At 31.0% G+C, this 15,537-nt stretch carries 16 protein-coding genes; 6 read left to right on the top strand and 10 right to left on the bottom strand.

What is annotated here, in order from left to right:
* Together ACFQ1R_RS06680 and ACFQ1R_RS06675 are read right to left on the bottom strand one after the other, a co-directional pair.
* Positions 1-339 (bottom strand): PadR family transcriptional regulator, encoded by a 339-nt coding sequence (locus ACFQ1R_RS06680; protein WP_379925360.1) that lies wholly within the window; start codon positions 337-339, stop codon positions 1-3.
* 184 nt (positions 340-523) lie between these two features.
* Entirely contained in the window at positions 524-970 is a 447-nt protein-coding gene (locus ACFQ1R_RS06675) for a DUF4870 domain-containing protein (RefSeq protein ID WP_379925359.1), read from the bottom strand.
* Between the two features lie 146 nt (positions 971-1,116).
* On the opposite strand from ACFQ1R_RS06675, the gene ACFQ1R_RS06670 reads away from it, so the two are divergent.
* Complete coding sequence (locus ACFQ1R_RS06670) at positions 1,117-1,572, top strand: DUF4442 domain-containing protein (RefSeq protein ID WP_379925358.1); 456 nt, start codon at positions 1,117-1,119, stop codon at positions 1,570-1,572.
* 107 nt (positions 1,573-1,679) lie between these two features.
* Positions 1,680-2,480 carry a TIGR00266 family protein gene (locus ACFQ1R_RS06665; protein ID WP_379925357.1) on the top strand — a complete coding sequence of 267 codons (801 nt, stop codon included), beginning with the start codon at positions 1,680-1,682 and terminating at the stop codon, positions 2,478-2,480.
* Between the two features lie 54 nt (positions 2,481-2,534).
* Here ACFQ1R_RS06665 and ACFQ1R_RS06660 read toward each other — a convergent pair whose 3' ends face one another.
* Entirely contained in the window at positions 2,535-5,561 is a 3,027-nt protein-coding gene (locus tag ACFQ1R_RS06660) for a T9SS type A sorting domain-containing protein (protein WP_379925356.1), read from the bottom strand.
* A 438-nt stretch (positions 5,562-5,999) separates the two neighbouring features.
* Between ACFQ1R_RS06660 and ACFQ1R_RS06655 the strand changes: the two genes are divergently transcribed.
* Entirely contained in the window at positions 6,000-6,197 is a 198-nt protein-coding gene (locus ACFQ1R_RS06655; protein ID WP_379925355.1) for a hypothetical protein, read from the top strand.
* A gap of 95 nt (positions 6,198-6,292) precedes the next feature.
* Here ACFQ1R_RS06655 and ACFQ1R_RS06650 read toward each other — a convergent pair whose 3' ends face one another.
* A complete protein-coding gene (locus ACFQ1R_RS06650) occupies positions 6,293-7,234 on the bottom strand; it encodes a hydrogen peroxide-inducible genes activator (RefSeq protein WP_379925354.1) in 942 nt (313 codons plus the stop codon).
* 106 nt (positions 7,235-7,340) lie between these two features.
* Between ACFQ1R_RS06650 and ACFQ1R_RS06645 the strand changes: the two genes are divergently transcribed.
* On the top strand, positions 7,341-7,820 hold the full coding sequence (locus ACFQ1R_RS06645) for a Dps family protein (RefSeq protein ID WP_379925353.1): 480 nt from the start codon (positions 7,341-7,343) through the stop codon (positions 7,818-7,820).
* 53 nt (positions 7,821-7,873) lie between these two features.
* On the opposite strand, the gene ACFQ1R_RS06640 is transcribed toward ACFQ1R_RS06645, so the two are convergent.
* The 6 genes from ACFQ1R_RS06640 to ACFQ1R_RS06615 are packed head-to-tail and all read right to left on the bottom strand — an operon-like array spanning position 7,874 to position 14,078.
* On the bottom strand, positions 7,874-9,205 hold the full coding sequence (locus ACFQ1R_RS06640) for a DUF58 domain-containing protein (RefSeq protein WP_379925352.1): 1,332 nt from the start codon (positions 9,203-9,205) through the stop codon (positions 7,874-7,876).
* A gap of 58 nt (positions 9,206-9,263) precedes the next feature.
* Positions 9,264-10,262: an AAA family ATPase gene (locus ACFQ1R_RS06635; RefSeq protein WP_379925351.1), complete on the bottom strand. Its 999-nt coding sequence runs from the start codon at positions 10,260-10,262 to the stop codon at positions 9,264-9,266.
* Positions 10,262-11,482, bottom strand: a complete 1,221-nt coding sequence (locus tag ACFQ1R_RS06630; RefSeq protein ID WP_379925350.1) for a DUF4350 domain-containing protein — start codon at positions 11,480-11,482, stop codon at positions 10,262-10,264. Before ACFQ1R_RS06630 ends, ACFQ1R_RS06635 begins: the two co-directional genes overlap by 1 nt.
* Positions 11,475-12,197, bottom strand: coding sequence for a hypothetical protein (locus tag ACFQ1R_RS06625; protein ID WP_379925349.1), 723 nt, complete (start codon positions 12,195-12,197; stop codon positions 11,475-11,477). The genes ACFQ1R_RS06630 and ACFQ1R_RS06625 overlap by 8 nt, the downstream gene beginning before the upstream one ends.
* Positions 12,190-13,110: a hypothetical protein gene (locus ACFQ1R_RS06620; RefSeq protein WP_379925348.1), complete on the bottom strand. Its 921-nt coding sequence runs from the start codon at positions 13,108-13,110 to the stop codon at positions 12,190-12,192. The genes ACFQ1R_RS06625 and ACFQ1R_RS06620 overlap by 8 nt, the downstream gene beginning before the upstream one ends.
* Complete coding sequence (locus ACFQ1R_RS06615) at positions 13,107-14,078, bottom strand: stage II sporulation protein M (RefSeq protein ID WP_379925347.1); 972 nt, start codon at positions 14,076-14,078, stop codon at positions 13,107-13,109. Before ACFQ1R_RS06615 ends, ACFQ1R_RS06620 begins: the two co-directional genes overlap by 4 nt.
* 35 nt (positions 14,079-14,113) lie before the next feature.
* Between ACFQ1R_RS06615 and ACFQ1R_RS06610 the strand changes: the two genes are divergently transcribed.
* The gene (locus ACFQ1R_RS06610; protein WP_379925346.1) at positions 14,114-14,839 is read left to right on the top strand and encodes an RDD family protein; all 726 of its coding nucleotides are present in this window, start codon (positions 14,114-14,116) and stop codon (positions 14,837-14,839) included.
* Between the two features lie 77 nt (positions 14,840-14,916).
* Positions 14,917-15,534, top strand: coding sequence for a trimeric intracellular cation channel family protein (locus ACFQ1R_RS06605; RefSeq protein WP_379925345.1), 618 nt, complete (start codon positions 14,917-14,919; stop codon positions 15,532-15,534).
* Positions 15,535-15,537 lie beyond the last annotated feature (3 nt).

The following is a 15,537-nucleotide window of genomic DNA, read 5'->3' as shown; positions in this document are numbered from 1 at the left end:
TTAATGTTGTTTTTTTGTGTTGGTTACTAAGTTCACAGCGTTTTGCAATTCGCTCCACGTGGTGTTCAATTCGTTTAAAAATAATTTTCCGGTTTCAGTTAATCCATAATATTTTCTTGGTGGTCCAGAAGTACTTTCTTCCCATCTGTAATTTAAAAGTCCGGCATTTTTTAATCTAGTAAGTAGTGGGTAAATGGTTCCTTCAACTACTAGCAGTTTTGCGTCTTTTAAGGTGTCTAAAATTTCTGCTACGTATGCATCGTCGTCCTTTAATACCGATAATATGCAGAATTCTAAAACCCCTTTACGCATCTGTGCTTTTGTGTTCTCTATCTTCATGTTCTAAAGCGATTTAATTTTGTGAAACTGTTCATTTTTTGATTGATTTTTGATGATTTTTATTGATGAAATTTTAATTTTTTTTTTGCGTTACCCTATCGGGTCGGGTTTTTCGTTACAAGTCCTCGCTCGTACCTCGCTGTGGGCTTTCCACTGCAATCCCTAACGCGGGCGTATTTGCTATTTACTTTAAAAAATTAATAGTAAAAGGGTATTTGTAATGTTCACCATCTCTAGCCTTTAAACTGGCATTAACAATTAATACAAGTTCAATTATAAAAGCAATAACAGCCAACACACCCAAAGCACCACCTATATATAAAAGTGCCGATGGTTTTCCTATGTTAATATGAAAATCACTAAACCCGTTAAAATCTATAAAGTCGAAATCACTAAATATGTTAAAAATAAAAAAAGGGATAGAAATAGTTCCAATAATAATAGCATAAAGCAACATGCTTATTTGAAAGTTAATAGCCTGTTTTCCGTGTTCGTCTACAAACACACTTTTCTCTTTATTAGCAACCCACAATACAATAGGTCCAATAAAATTTCCAAACGGAATTAAAAACCTACTAAAGGTTGATAAATGAATAAATGTTGCGATGTTTTTTTGATGATTGTCTAGCATGATTTTAAAACATATAATAGTTTCTTATGCAAATATATGTCTTAAAACAGGTATTATGTAACGCATAGTACCATAATTTAACATAAAATTAACATTTTAAAATGAAGAATATTTTCATAACTTAGTAAAAAAATAAATTATTATAAATGAATATAACTCCCAGAAAACTAAATACTTTCACCATTTTTAAACTGCCTTCAGCGTATTTGTGTGGTGTTCGTACCCAATATATTGATACTAATAAATGTGTTGTTACGGTAAAACATAGGTGGATAAATCAAAACCCTTTTAATTCCATGTTTTGGGCAGTTCAAGGTATGGCGGCAGAGTTTACTACAGGCGCTTTAATGATGTTAAAAATTAAAGAATCGGGTAAAAAAATATCCATGTTAGTTACATCAAACACAGCAACATTTACAAAAAAAGCAACAGGCAGAATTGCATTTACGTGTAATGATGGAAAATTAATAGACGAAGCATTAAAAAAAGCCATTGAAACGGGCGAAGGGCAAATTGTTAAAATGACTTCTATTGGAGTAAATGAAGAAGGAGTAGAAGTTTCAACCTTTGTTTTTGAGTGGAGTATAAAAGCTAAGAGTTAAGTTGTTTGTCGTAAAGTCGTATAGTTTATTTACAACTTAACAACAAAAAATGTAACAAATTATTAAACAATGCTACAAATAAGCAAAACAACAAAAAACAATAAAAAATGACAGCGCACGAAATAGACTATAGAATTTATGGTGAAGAAATGCAATACGTAGAAATTGAACTAGACCCACAAGAAGGCGTTGTTGCCGAAGCGGGTAGTTTTATGATGATGGACGATGGCATTAAAATGGAAACTATTTTTGGCGATGGTTCGCAAAACGATTCTGGATTTTTAGGAAAAATTTTAGGCGCAGGAAAACGTATTCTTACAGGTGAAAGTTTGTTTATGACGGCGTTTTATAATAACCTAACTGGTAAACGAAATGTTAGTTTTGCATCACCTTATCCCGGAAAAATAATCCCTATAGACTTAACCGAATTTAGAGGTAAATTCATTTGCCAAAAAGATGCGTTTTTATGCGCTGCGAAGGGTGTAAGTGTTGGTATTGAGTTTTCAAAAAAATTAGGTCGTGGACTTTTTGGTGGTGAAGGTTTTATTATGCAAAAACTAGAAGGCGATGGTATGGCATTTGTGCATGCTGGTGGTACCATGGCTAAAAAAGTATTACAGCGTGGTGAAACGTTGCGTGTAGATACTGGTTGTATTGTTGGTTTCACTCAAGATATTGATTACGATATTGAATTTGTAGGCGGTATTAAAAATACCATTTTTGGTGGTGAAGGTTTGTTTTTTGCCAAACTTCAAGGTCCAGGAACGGTTTATATACAATCATTACCATTTAGCAGGTTGGCTGGTCGTGTGTTAGCTTCTGCACCTCAAGGTGGCGGAAAAGATAAAGGTGAAGGTAGTTTGTTGGGCGGTTTAGGTAATCTTTTAGATGGTGATAATAGGTTTTAAAAAATCTTAGAAATAGAAATAAAAAAAGCTTGGAGTTTATCCAAGCTTTTTCATTTAATATTTTACAAATTTTATACTTTCCAAGTTATTATTGGTTTTCATATTAACTTTAAGAATATAAACACCATCGGTTAAAAGTGATAAGTTTATTTTGGTAGATGTTGGCGATGTTATACTTAAAACTTCTTGACCAATCGTGTTGAATATTTTAAAACTTTCAACAGAGTTTAATAAATTTTCAGCATGTAATTCAAGTGTTTTTGTGTTTGAATTGTATGTTGATACTATGTTTTTATTATCAAAAAGTGTTGTTCCTAATAAATTACTTTCTTTAAATACTATTGAAAATTGATTGCTTTTTGTTGCTGAATTTAAAACTAGTTGCGCTTCAGTTGTTCTTAAATTATAATAGGTGCTTTGGATGTTATCAACTAAATATATATTTAAATATTCCGGAATATTTTCCATATTGCTCAATGAAAATTTATACAAACCAGCATCGGATATTTTAATTTCAAGCGGTAAAATGTCATCAATATTAATTTGTGGTAAGGCTTGAATTACTAATTTTTCGTCATTTAATAACCAATAAACATCATTCTTGAAATCTTCATTTGTTTTTGCATCATAACCTATATCGTAATTATAGGACGCATTACTATCCCAACCAAGTCCAATGGTTTTAATATAGTTGTTAGGATCTGTAAATGAAAACCAAATTTTAGGTCTTTCATCTGTTAAGGTGCTTGTTTGCTTGCTTTTATTACTTCCTTTATAAAAAACAGTTTCATTTAATGATTCTCTAGCAAAATAACGTTGACTATTTTGAAATAGCAAAGAACCAGAATTTAGAATAGTTGTAAAAAAACCTTGTCCAATATTAATATATCGGGTAGGGAGTGATTTTCCGGTTACTCCTAAACCGCTTGTAAGTCCTGAAGCATCTGCAATGGCGGGTAAAGACATTAACAGGTTGTAAGTAGCATAACCACCTTCATAATTTGATAAGTAATGGCTATTATTGCTAGGGAAAGATTCCCAGAAATATAAAGTGCCACTTGTAGTAAGTAAATTATCAAGAATAAACCTGTTGGCATCTAAAGCTGAAGGGTATGGATTACCAACTAAAATTTCTGTAAATGCGGTTACTGGTATTGAATAGTTACCATTATTTGGTGTTCCTCTAAATATAAATTCTTGCTCTGAAGTTACAGCACCAGAACCTTTCATAGAATAACCAATACCAGGTAATAAATTTGAACTAGTCGAAATTTTTGTCCAAGCATTATAATTTCCAATTGGTCCGTTAAAAGTATAAAGCCATCTGTTGCTTAGTGTAATAGGCGTTGTTGATGTGTTTCCGTTAAGACCGCTAGTAAAATTAATGCTGCTGCCATTTGCGTCTTCTAAATAGCCAATTCTCCAAAAGCCACTTCTATTTACTGGTGCGCTCCAATAGTTATAATTAAATAAATTAGAAGTGCCTTGTTGCCTAATTTTTAAGTTTCCTGTACCTGTATTTAAAGAAACACCTGTGTGGTTTTGTATAAGTTGTGCTTCGCCTAACAAATCTATAGTGCCATTGTTAACTACTTTATTTTCAGTTTCAAGTACAAAGCCATTGGTAATATTTAATGTAGCACCTGCTTCAACTTCAACTTCTCTAACGCGGGCATTATAAATTAATGTACTAGTTGTTCCTGCTTTTACTGTAAATTTTAAGCAAGCGTTTGTTGTGTTTGGTGCATTTCCAGTTCCAGCACCATTAAAGAAATTGGAACCATCCCAAACAATTTCGTCTACATAGCGAAGTGTAAAATAGCGGTTGTTTTGAAGCAAAACACCGGTGGCGGTAGCTGTATTGCCAACAATTGTTAAATTGTAAATATCACTTGGCGAAGAAAAATCGTAATTATTATCAACTACCAATTGTAATGGTGAACAACTTGGTTTTCCAGTTAAATTCATACTACTTATATCAAAAGATACAGTAACAGTTCCAAGATTCCCTTGCCTGCTAACACGCCATTTTGAGTTTAATTGTTGGGTGTAATTTGTTGTGTTTGTGCTAAAATTATATGTAGGATTTTGTGATTCTTCACCCCAAAATAAAAACCTATTGCTGCCAGTTGTACTAGGGGTGTTTATTCTTACTATACCAGTTCCTTGAGAATCAAAATGGCTTGTGCCATCACTTGCTTGTCCAATACCTGCTACATGGTGGTCAAAGTTTCCATTTCCAATATCGTCTTGTACGTATATATCATTGCTAGATAGCGATTGATTGTATTTTGAAGAAAGATAGTTGTTTACAATAATTCTTTCAGCAGTATTCAATGTTTTTCTGTATACAATAATTTCAGACATGTAACCGCCAAAGCCTCTATTGTCGCCAATATGGGTTGCTCCTATAGTAAATGGAGAATTATAATCTGGAATTACAGCCGATGATTCACTTCCTGTAGTAACTAATGTTTCGCCGTTGTAAACACTTACTCTCGATGCTGTTGGTAGAGAGCCATTATACAGGGTGCTTATTATGTAATCTGTATTTGTATTGTAAGAAGTAGGTGAAGTAGAAAATCGGTTATTATTGTTATCAATATCAACATAGAAGTAATCAGAACTAAAAAAAAATAGCATGTAAGACTGATTAACTCCAACATTATTTCTTTTTGAAATTATGGCTCTAGCGCTTCCAGAGTTTGTGGGTCTAATAACACTAAAAATTGATAATCCGTTAGTATTATCTAAGTTAGGAGCATCAGAACCACTTAAAAAATCATTTTGCCCTGCAGTTTGACTAAAATCAAATTGTATAGCAGGATACCCATTAATTAAAGAACTAGTAAATAGAGGTTGTTGGTTTATATTTGATTGATAGGTATTATTTAAATTTCCTGAAGAATCATTCCAAAAACTTATAGGCTGTCCGTTTACTGTAGAGGAAGTGCCACTATTTGCTTTTAACCATAATACATTATCTGTTGAGTTACCTACTCCACCAGGACCAGTTTGTGCATTGGTATTGTTAAGAAAAATAAAAATAAGAAATATTGAAAATGTTTTAGAGATATTCATAGTGTGAGAGACAATGAAAGTTGAGAGATAATTTTAGTAAACAATTCGTGTAGTTAGACCAGAATTTTATAATATGGTCACATTACATAAAATTTAACTAATGAAAATTTTGAATAGATTCATAATAATTGAAGATTGAGAGATTAGCATTAAATATTTACAATGTAAAAATACATAAATTATATTAAGCTGAAAAAATATCGATTAACAAGTGTTACTAAAATGTATAAACCTGTTACTAAAACAAATAAAAATTTGTAATAAAGCATTAAAAAATTAATTTTTTAATGCTTGTTAAATAAAAAAGGGTTTAATTACCAAAACGTTAATTTTATTTAAAATTCAAGAATGCTTGATAATTTTTATTAAATTTATAAACTAAAAAAGAGTAAAGCCTATTAGAAAAATCTACATTTATAACCTAAACCCTAGTAAATTATGGCAAGAGCAATGCTTGATTATACAAAAACTGTACTTAATAAAGTTAGTTTTGATGTTACATTGTTTTGCAAAGAAGTGCAAAAGGCAGTACAAAGGCTACTACCACATGAGTTGGAAGATCTCAAACAATTTATCCTTTCTCTTGTACAGCAAAACCCAGAATTAAATCAAAGTTTGATTTATTTAAAATCTTAAAAATATAGGCGACCTTTTGGTCGCTTTTTTTATAGCCAATAAGTCTGTTTTTTTAATGCTATAATAAAAACAGCATAGTTTTTAATTTATAAAACTTATTTAGAAATTAACGGACTAATAATTTTTACATCCTGAAATGCAATTGCACCGCGTACTACACCAGATATTACATCTTGCAATGCTTCAATAATTTGCATTTTCAATTCACTTTTATGGTAAATTAAACTTACTTCTCTGGCTGGAGATGGTTCATTAAAAAAGTGAAGATTTGCTTTTTCTTTATCATTAATATCTAAAGTATGTAAATAGGGTAAAAGCGTCATGCCTAAACCTTCATTTGATAATTTTATTAAGGTTTCAATACTACCACTTTCTATCTGAAATTTATCATCTATATTGTCTTTAAAAGCTTTACAAATATTGAGAACACCATCTCTAAAACAATGGCCATCTTCAAGAAGTAGCATGTCATTTATATCCAAATCTTCAACGGCAATTTTTTTGTTGGAATGTAGGCGGTGTCCATTAGGGATATAGCTTACAAAAGGTTCAAAATATAAAACACGTTCTTTAATATTTTCGTCTTCTAAGGGTGTTGCAGCAATTGCGGCATCTAAATGACCATCTTTTAAGCGTTCAATAATTTCGTCTGTAGTTAATTCTTCTATTTTAAGTTTAATTTTGGGGTATTTTTTAATGAAATTCTTCAAAAACATGGGCAATAATGTGGGCATAACAGTAGGTATAATACCTAGTTTAAATTCGCCACCAATAAAGCCTTTTTGTTGATCTACAATATCTTGTATTCTATACGATTCGTTTACAATATTTCTAGCTTGGGTTACTATTTTTTTACCAACATCGGTTAATTCTATGGGCTTTTTACTTCTATCAAAAATTTGAATATCTAATTCCTCTTCCAATTTTTGTATTTGCATACTTAATGTAGGTTGTGTAACAAAGCATTTTTCGGCAGCTTTAGTAAAGTTTTGGTTTTCGGCAACTGCCAAAACATAGTATAATTGTGTAATTGTCATGCATATCAATTTAGACTATAAAAGTATAAAAACTATCAATAAAACTTATTAAAATAGCGGCTAATTATAGGTTAAATTTGTAGTATAATTAAAACAAAGTAAATTTATGACATTTAATAGTATAGGATTAGATATTAAAAAAACAAAAGAGTTGGCAACCGATTTAAATAATTTATTAGCTAATTTTCAAATATATTACCAAAATTTAAGAGGAATTCATTGGAATATTAAAGGAAAACGCTTTTTTGACTTACATGTGAAGTTTGAAGAATTATATACCGATGCTAATACAAAAGTAGATTTAATTGCAGAACGTGTGTTAACACTGGGTGAAACACCGCATCATACCTTTAAAGATTACATTGAAAATGCTCAAGTACCTATTGGAAAAAATATATCGCAAGATGAAAAGGCGGTAACCTTAATTGTAGATTCTTTATCAGAATTGTTAAAAATAGAACGCGCAATTCTTAATAAATCGGGCGAAGCTAATGATGAAGGTACAAATTCAATGATGAGTGATTTTATTACAGAGCAAGAAAAAACAGTTTGGATGATGAAAGCTTGGTTAAGCGAAACGGTTTAACTATCTGAATTGATTAATAGCAGTAAAGACCTTCGTTTTTTGAAGGTCTTTTTTTATAATAAACCTCTTGCTTTTATTTCCAAGTATTTATTAATTGTATTAATTGTTAAATGCTCTGGTGCCGTTAAAATACTTTGAATACCGTGTTTTTGAAGTTCGTTTACTATTAACTTCTTCTCGTAAATAAATTTTTCTGCAATAGTTTTTTCAAAAATATCATAAGTGTTTATGGCTGTTGTTTTGGTAAGTTTTTGTAGTTCGGTGTTTTCAAAAAATATAACAACTAGCAAATGATTCTTTGCAATAGCTTTTAAATAGGGTAGTTGTCTGTACAAGGCATCCAACGTTTCAAAATTAGTGTACAATAGTAATAAACTACGCTGGTTTAAATTTCGTTTTACATCTATGTACAATCTTGAAAAATCCGATTCTACAAAATCTGTATTCAAATTATACAGTGTTTCAAGAATGGTATTCATTTGCGATGGTCTGCGTTCTGCAACCACACGATTTTCAACTTTTCTAGAGAAAGAAAAAATACCCGCTTTGTCTTGCTTTTTTAAAGCAACGTTGCTAATTACTAATGATGCGTTAATGGCATAATCCAACAAACTTAAACCTTCAAACGGCATTTTCATAACGCGCCCTTTATCTATTACGCTATAAACGGGTTGCGAGCGTTCATCTTGGTATTGGTTTACCATCAGTCGGTTGCTTTTGGCAGTTGCTTTCCAGTTAATGTTTCGCAAATCATCACCTTGAACATAATCTTTAATTTGCTCAAATTCCATAGTATGACCAATACGACGAATCTTCTTTAAACCGTATTCAAAAATCTTGTTTGAAAACGCTAACAGCATGTACTTTTTTAATTGTAAAAATGATGGATAGTTTGGCACCATGGCATCTTTTCCAAATTGAAAGCGTCTGGAAATTAAGTTGATTGGGCTGGTAGCGTAAAGGTTCAAATTGCCAAAATAATATTCGCCACGTTCTAATGGACGTAGGGTATATGTTATTTTTTTACTATCTAATTTTTCTAACTTGGTGTCAATTTCAAAATCACGTTTTTGGTATTGAAACGGTAACTCATCAATTAGTTTAATTGTACTTGTAAAATTGTAGTTGTTTTGTAATGAAATTTCAATAGGATTATCATCGCCATTACTCAATTTTTCAGGTAAAATGCGTGTTGCGGTAATGCCTTTTTGTTTGAAAAGTAGAATAAAATCAACAACTATCAAACTCAAAAAAACAAAAAACAACATTTGAGCAATTACAAATAAACCTGAAAATAAATAAGATAGAATGAATAGAAATACAAGGAAACCAACGCCTATAAAAAAGCGTGCGTTCAAATAGATATTTTTAAAAAAACGTTTCATATTTTTTTTTGCCACAAATGGTTTTTATAAATATTTGTGTATTTGTGGTGCTATTTTTTTATCTAGGTATTTCTATAGTTTCTAATATTTGTTCTATCACTTTTTCAACGGTAAAACCTTCCATTTCACGCTCTGGCGTTAATACCAAACGGTGTTTTAAAACCGCTTTAGTACAACGTTTAATATCTTCAGGCGTTACAAAATCTCTACCTTGAATAGCGGCGTTAGATTTGGCGGCGTTTAATATCGCAATTGATGCTCTTGGTGATGCACCCAAATATAAATTGGCGTTGGTTCTAGTATTAGCAATTATAGACGCGATATACGTAATTAAATGATTTTCAACAACTATTTGCTTTATTAAGCCTTGGTAATATGCAATTTGTTGCGCGTTTAAAACAGGTATTACCGCATTAAAATCTAAACTATCTTGACGCTGATGATTATCCATTAATATTTGAATTTCATTTTCAAGCGTTGGATAATCAACATCAATTTTAAACAGAAAACGGTCTAATTGTGCTTCTGGTAGTCTATAAGTACCTTCTTGTTCAATAGGGTTTTGAGTAGCAAATACTAAAAATGGCGCATCCATAATGTATTTGGTGCCATCCATTGTAATTTGGCGTTCTGCCATAACTTCAAACAAAGCAGCTTGCGTTTTTGCAGGTGCACGGTTTATTTCATCAATTAAAATAATATTTGAAAAAATGGGTCCTTTTTTATATTCAAACTCGTTGGTTTTTATGTTAAAAACAGACGTTCCTAAAATATCACTTGGCATTAAATCGGGTGTAAACTGAATTCTGCTAAAATTTACCGCCAATGATTTTGCTAATAATTTCGCCGTTATGGTTTTTGCAACCCCTGGAACACCTTCAATTAACGCGTGCCCGTTTGAAAGTAGCGAAATAATAAGCAGTTCAATCATTTCATTTTGACCTACTATTATTTTTCCTATTTCTTTTTTGATGGCTTCAACGTGGTCTTGAAGTGGTTTTAAATCGAGTCTGCTTTCAAAATTTATATCTTGATTTTCAATTGGTTGTTCGTCCATTATATATTGTTTTTCGTGAATGTTTCTATGAGTTTGTTAAGTTGAATTAAGTCGGTTTCGGTATGTGTGTTTTTCGATTTTAAAAACACAATATAATCTATTAAGGCTTTGGTATCTTCTTTTTTATTAGATGATTTTATAGCTAATTTAGAAATGAAGTTTTCACTTAATTCATTTGTGTTTAGGTAATATTTTGAGCGTATTTGTTCTAAAAAATATTGAATTTTATTGTTTATGATGTTTGTAAAATCGCCATGTTGATAATACAAATCGCCAATAGTTTTTGTAAAATCTAGGGTGGCATTTTTTAAAGGTTCAACTACAGGAATAATACGTTGTGTGCGTTTTCCTTTAAAAATTACAAATAAAATTAATGAAACTAATGTAATGTAAAATGCCCATTTTAAGGCTTTACTTTGAAGCACAAACCGCAAAGGGCTTGTAATTACTTTTCTACCACTTTTATAATAGTTGTCCCAAATAATTTCATGCTTTGGTAAAAATGATAAAACGGTTGCCGCATATACATCATTACCATTTAGCATGTGGTAATTACTAAATGCAAATGGGTTTGTATGCATATAAAACGCACCGTTTTTGTTTCCGAAAGGCACTTTTATAAAGTTTATATTAGTATCAGGAAAGGTGTCTTTAGTTATAGTTTCGGTTTTTTCAACTTTTGTTGTACCCAAGGCAACCGCATTAAGTGTATCTATACTTATAAAAAAACTGTTTTCAATAACGTCTTTAAAAGTGCGTTGGTTAGGTTTTAAACCTGGACTTATAAAACCGTTTAAAGATGGCTTTTTGAAAAAGTTGTTGTAATCACTTCCAATACGAATGTTTAGCGTATCACTCAAATTGCCATACATGTAATTGGTACTTATAAATACAGAGTTGCCATTTTCAACATATTTAAGTAGTGTTTCAGTGTCTTGTTTATCAAACGAAATACCGTTGTTTATAAAAATGCTAACTGTTTTTTTATTGGTATCAAAATCTTTTAAACTCTCAAAAACTGTTTTTGTTGAAACTGAAATAGGTTTGTTTGAAATGGTTTTTAATTCATTAAAAAGTACATAACTACCCAAAGGAATTTTATCGGTAGCTGTGTAAGAATCGCGCCAGTTTAAGGCTTTTGGTTTTGAAACTTCGGCAATCATCATCAACACAATAATCGCTCCAATGGCATATAATGCTATTCTAGATCGTTTATCCATGCTGTAATGTGTTTAGTTTTTCGAAATCGGACTTATTTTTTTCAAAAACAATTTCATCTATAGGAAATTCACCATACCAAACATAATCGTATATATAGGAAATACGCTTGAAAGCAGATTTGGTATTTTCGTCTTTAATTTCATTAATGTAATCGCTATTGGTTTTGTCGTAATGCCATTCAATACTATTTTTATTGGTAAGCAGTTTTAACGATTTTAAGTATAAATAGCGGGTTGCCAAACGGTAATTGTTTTCCTTTAAAGCATCGGTAATTAAAGTGTCGAAATTAATGTCTTTTATGTTTTCTTCAACATATTTAAAGGTGTCAATATCTTTTGTTTCGGTTTTAAATACCGAATTTATAGGCGATTGCATTAAAAACTTGATTACTAAATATAGTGAAGCAACTGCCAAAAAGCCATATACTATGTATTCTAAAGTTTCATAATTAATAAAATCGATATCAATACCAAAAACGTCGTTTAACCAGCCAAAAAAGGTTTGTAAAATGCGTTGCAGTAGGTTAATACCACCTGTATCGTTTATGTTATAGTTAAAATCATCACCGGCATAACGTTTTTTTATAGCTTCTTTAAAGTAGGTAACTTTTATGTTTGAAGAATCTTTTTGAATAGTATCTTGTGCAAAGCCATAGGTATTGCTAAAAAACAACCCAAACGTAAACAGTGCTATTTGAAACTTATTTTTATTCATTAACACCAATTTGTTCAATTTTGTTTCTTAAAAATACATTGTTTTTTTGCTCGTAAATGTTGTAATACAAAACACCATAAGCTATTTGAGATAAAGCTTGCGAAAATAAAAATGACAATAAAAACATAGCAAACCCCAAAGTAAAAATAACATTAGCAAATACACTTGTTGCTAAATCTACATTGCTTTCAAGTGAAAAATAAACATATATGCTAATTATAAAACCAGGTATTGAAATGATAAGCATTGTTAGCATCAAATTTAATATGCCTATTACAAAGCCAAATAAAATTAATTTCCAAAAGCTTAAAAAGGTAAATTGCCATCCTTCGGAAAGCGCTAGACCAAGACTTTTATTATCGGTAAAAATAGACATGAATGATAAACCAAAAAAAGCAGTTACCAAAAAGCTTAGTCCGTATTGTATTAGTATGCCCAGCAAAGGGATAAAAGCAAAAATGATTGAGACAATTAAATAACCAATATAAATACCGATACCTAAAAATATAAATAGAATAATAGTGCCTATATTATTTTTTATTTTTTGCCAAACGTTTTTGGGTGCTACATTGCCTTCACTATTTACATATTCTGCCATGTATGAACTTGAAAAGCTATAATTTATTAGGGCAGAAATAAACAATATTAGTACTAAAACAACAGCACCAACTATTAAGTAAATGGTATGGTCGCCATCGTTGTTCATACCAAATCTAAAATCTCTACTAGCTAAACCCATAAAGCCAGTTACTAATAAATATGATGCTACAACAAGTAAAATGATGCTTATCACATTATAGCGTAAATACAAACTGATATATTTTTTAAAGTTGTATTTTAAAAATAGGAAATAGGTGTTTATGGTTTCGCCAAAATCGTTTCTGTTGCGAAGTTCTATATAGGGTTTATTCATTTTTTTAAATCAGATTGGTAAGCGTTGTTCAATTTTATGGGGTAAATAACGTAATAAAATAGTATTAAAAATAGCGAGCAAGCAATAATGCCATACGATAAAAACCAAGGCATTTGTTCGCCATAGCGTGTTATAAAACCTTCAATAAAACCTGCTATAATAAAAAACGGAATGGTGCTAACAACTATTTTTAAACCATCTTTTGCACCTTTAGTAAATGCTACACGCCTTGAATAGGTTTTAGGAAATAAAAAGCTATTACCCATAACCAAACCTGCACAACCAGCTATTACAATTACCGAAATTTCAATAGTGCCATGCAGCCAAATAGTTGAAGTTTTTTCTAAAATACCGTAGTTGTAAAAAAAGGTGATAAATGCACCTAACATAATGCCATTACTAAAAAGTATATACACCGTACCAACACTAAAAAGTACGCCAAATGCAAATGCAATAATAGCAACACGTATATTATTTATGGTAATACCTAAAAACGACCCTATATTACTACCACTTTTGTAAACTGCCATAGGTTCGCCTTTTTCAATATTTTCAATAGTCATATTTACGTAAGCATCACCTAAAATTAAACGCACAAACGAATCGTCGTTTAAAGTAGAAACTACACCAATACTAACAGCAACCATAAATATTAAAAAGGTGTATAGTAAGGTTTTTTGATAGCTTCGGAAAAATAACGGAAATTCATATTTCCAAAAGGATACTATTTTGTTTTTCGATTCTCTTTTGGTAATGTAAATTTTTTGATGCGCTTCTGAAGCCAACGAATTTAAATACAATAAGGTCTTACTTTCTGGGTAATACGTTTGTGCATAAGCAAGGTCGTTGGTTAAATGAATGTAGTAAGAAGCTAAGTCGTCCGGATTTATTTTAGCATTATTATGTAATGCATTTTCAAAAACCAGCCATTTTTCCTTATTTTGCTTCACGAAAGATGCCTCGCGCATAAATTTATTTTAATTAAAAACGAATATACATTTCCATGAGCAATTTAGCAATTAACACAGCACAAAATGTTAATTTGGATTACAAATTAATTGGTTTAGGCGAAAGGTTTGTTGCATTCTTAATTGATGCGCTTATTTTACTAACCTACATGACCATTATGGAAAGCCTAGTAGGTTTGTCTGAAATATTTGGTACAGATGATTGGACTAAACGTGGGGTTTTGGGTTTAATAACCTTGCCAGCACTTTTTTATTCGGTTTTGTGTCATATTATTTTTGGCGGACAAACCATTGGTAAAATGATACTTAAAATTAAAGTGGTGCGTTTAGATGGCGCACCAACACAATGGTACAATTTACTAGTTAGATGGATGTTACGCATTATAGATATTTGGTTGTTTTTTGCATCTATAGGCGTGTTAAGTATTTTATTATCAGATAAAAAACAACGTGTTGGTGATGCAGCAGCAGGAACTGTGGTAATTAGTGTAAAAAAGAAACATAAAATAACAAGTACTATTTTAGAAGATTTGGAAGCAGATTACCAACCAGTTTTTAATAACGTTACGTTGTTAACTGATAAAGATGTGCGTATTATAAAAGAAGCTTTTATCATTTCAAAAAAGAATAACGACTATAAAACCCTTACCCTTTTAAGAACCAAAGTGGCTAGCGTGCTAAATGTAGAATCTAGTTTGTATGATGTTGATTTTTTAAACACCGTTTTAAAGGATTATAATTATTATACTCAGAATATGTGAGTTAAATAGCTGGAAAGTTGAAAGTAATAAAGTTGAAAAGTTATTTTGCCTAATGCCTAATGCCTAATGCCTAAAAAATGTTTTTTCAAATTGTAGAAATACTAGGAACCTTTGCTTTTGCCATTTCTGGTGTGTTAGTAGCATTAGAAAAACGCATGGATCCTTTTGGAGTGCTTATTATTGCTTTTGTAACTTCGGTAGGAGGCGGAACACTTCGCGATGTGCTTATTGGGCAAACGCCAGTAACTTGGATGGAGAATATGATTTATGTTTACGCAATTTTAGCAGCTACTATTTTTTCAATCATATTTAGAAAACGACTTAATTATTTAAGAATATCCTTGTTTTTGTTTGATACCATAGGAATAGGTTTATATACTGTTGTTGGTATAGAGAAAGGTTTGTTTATGCATTTACACCCTATTATATGCATTGCATTAGGTACTATAACAGCGTGTTTTGGTGGCGTAATAAGAGATATACTTTGTAACGAAATTCCGGTTATTTTTAGAAAAGAAGTTTATGCAACAGCATGTATTTTGGGAGGAGCAACCTATTTTTTACTTCGCAAATTACCTATAGATAATAATATTGTGTTTGTAATATCTGGTTTGGTGGTTATTACGGTTCGTTTAATAGCTGTTGTTTTTAAAATTACACTACCTAGTTTGTATAAAGATGATGTAGCAAAGTAATAA

Origin of the sequence: Mariniflexile jejuense (genome assembly GCF_042675665.1) — a bacterium.
In the GTDB taxonomy this organism is placed as follows: Bacteria; Bacteroidota; Bacteroidia; order Flavobacteriales; family Flavobacteriaceae; genus Mariniflexile; species Mariniflexile jejuense.
The sequence above is the reverse complement of the archived record's forward strand: the minus strand, read 5'-3'. Positions and strand labels throughout refer to the sequence as shown.

Coding starts and splice junctions, on each gene's coding strand:
- ACFQ1R_RS06620 (WP_379925348.1), bottom strand. CDS start 13,110: ATGAATAAACCCTATATAGAACTTCGCAACAGAAACGATTTTGGCGAA.
- ACFQ1R_RS06660 (WP_379925356.1), bottom strand. CDS start 5,561: ATGAATATCTCTAAAACATTTTCAATATTTCTTATTTTTATTTTTCTT.
- ACFQ1R_RS06635 (WP_379925351.1), bottom strand. CDS start 10,262: ATGGACGAACAACCAATTGAAAATCAAGATATAAATTTTGAAAGCAGA.
- ACFQ1R_RS06605 (WP_379925345.1), top strand. CDS start 14,917: ATGTTTTTTCAAATTGTAGAAATACTAGGAACCTTTGCTTTTGCCATT.
- ACFQ1R_RS06610 (WP_379925346.1), top strand. CDS start 14,114: ATGAGCAATTTAGCAATTAACACAGCACAAAATGTTAATTTGGATTAC.
- ACFQ1R_RS06625 (WP_379925349.1), bottom strand. CDS start 12,197: ATGAATAAAAATAAGTTTCAAATAGCACTGTTTACGTTTGGGTTGTTT.
- ACFQ1R_RS06630 (WP_379925350.1), bottom strand. CDS start 11,482: ATGGATAAACGATCTAGAATAGCATTATATGCCATTGGAGCGATTATT.
- ACFQ1R_RS06650 (WP_379925354.1), bottom strand. CDS start 7,234: ATGACAATTACACAATTATACTATGTTTTGGCAGTTGCCGAAAACCAA.
- ACFQ1R_RS06665 (WP_379925357.1), top strand. CDS start 1,680: ATGACAGCGCACGAAATAGACTATAGAATTTATGGTGAAGAAATGCAA.
- ACFQ1R_RS06675 (WP_379925359.1), bottom strand. CDS start 970: ATGCTAGACAATCATCAAAAAAACATCGCAACATTTATTCATTTATCA.
- ACFQ1R_RS06615 (WP_379925347.1), bottom strand. CDS start 14,078: ATGCGCGAGGCATCTTTCGTGAAGCAAAATAAGGAAAAATGGCTGGTT.
- ACFQ1R_RS06655 (WP_379925355.1), top strand. CDS start 6,000: ATGGCAAGAGCAATGCTTGATTATACAAAAACTGTACTTAATAAAGTT.
- ACFQ1R_RS06645 (WP_379925353.1), top strand. CDS start 7,341: ATGACATTTAATAGTATAGGATTAGATATTAAAAAAACAAAAGAGTTG.
- ACFQ1R_RS06680 (WP_379925360.1), bottom strand. CDS start 339: ATGAAGATAGAGAACACAAAAGCACAGATGCGTAAAGGGGTTTTAGAA.
- ACFQ1R_RS06640 (WP_379925352.1), bottom strand. CDS start 9,205: ATGAAACGTTTTTTTAAAAATATCTATTTGAACGCACGCTTTTTTATA.
- ACFQ1R_RS06670 (WP_379925358.1), top strand. CDS start 1,117: ATGAATATAACTCCCAGAAAACTAAATACTTTCACCATTTTTAAACTG.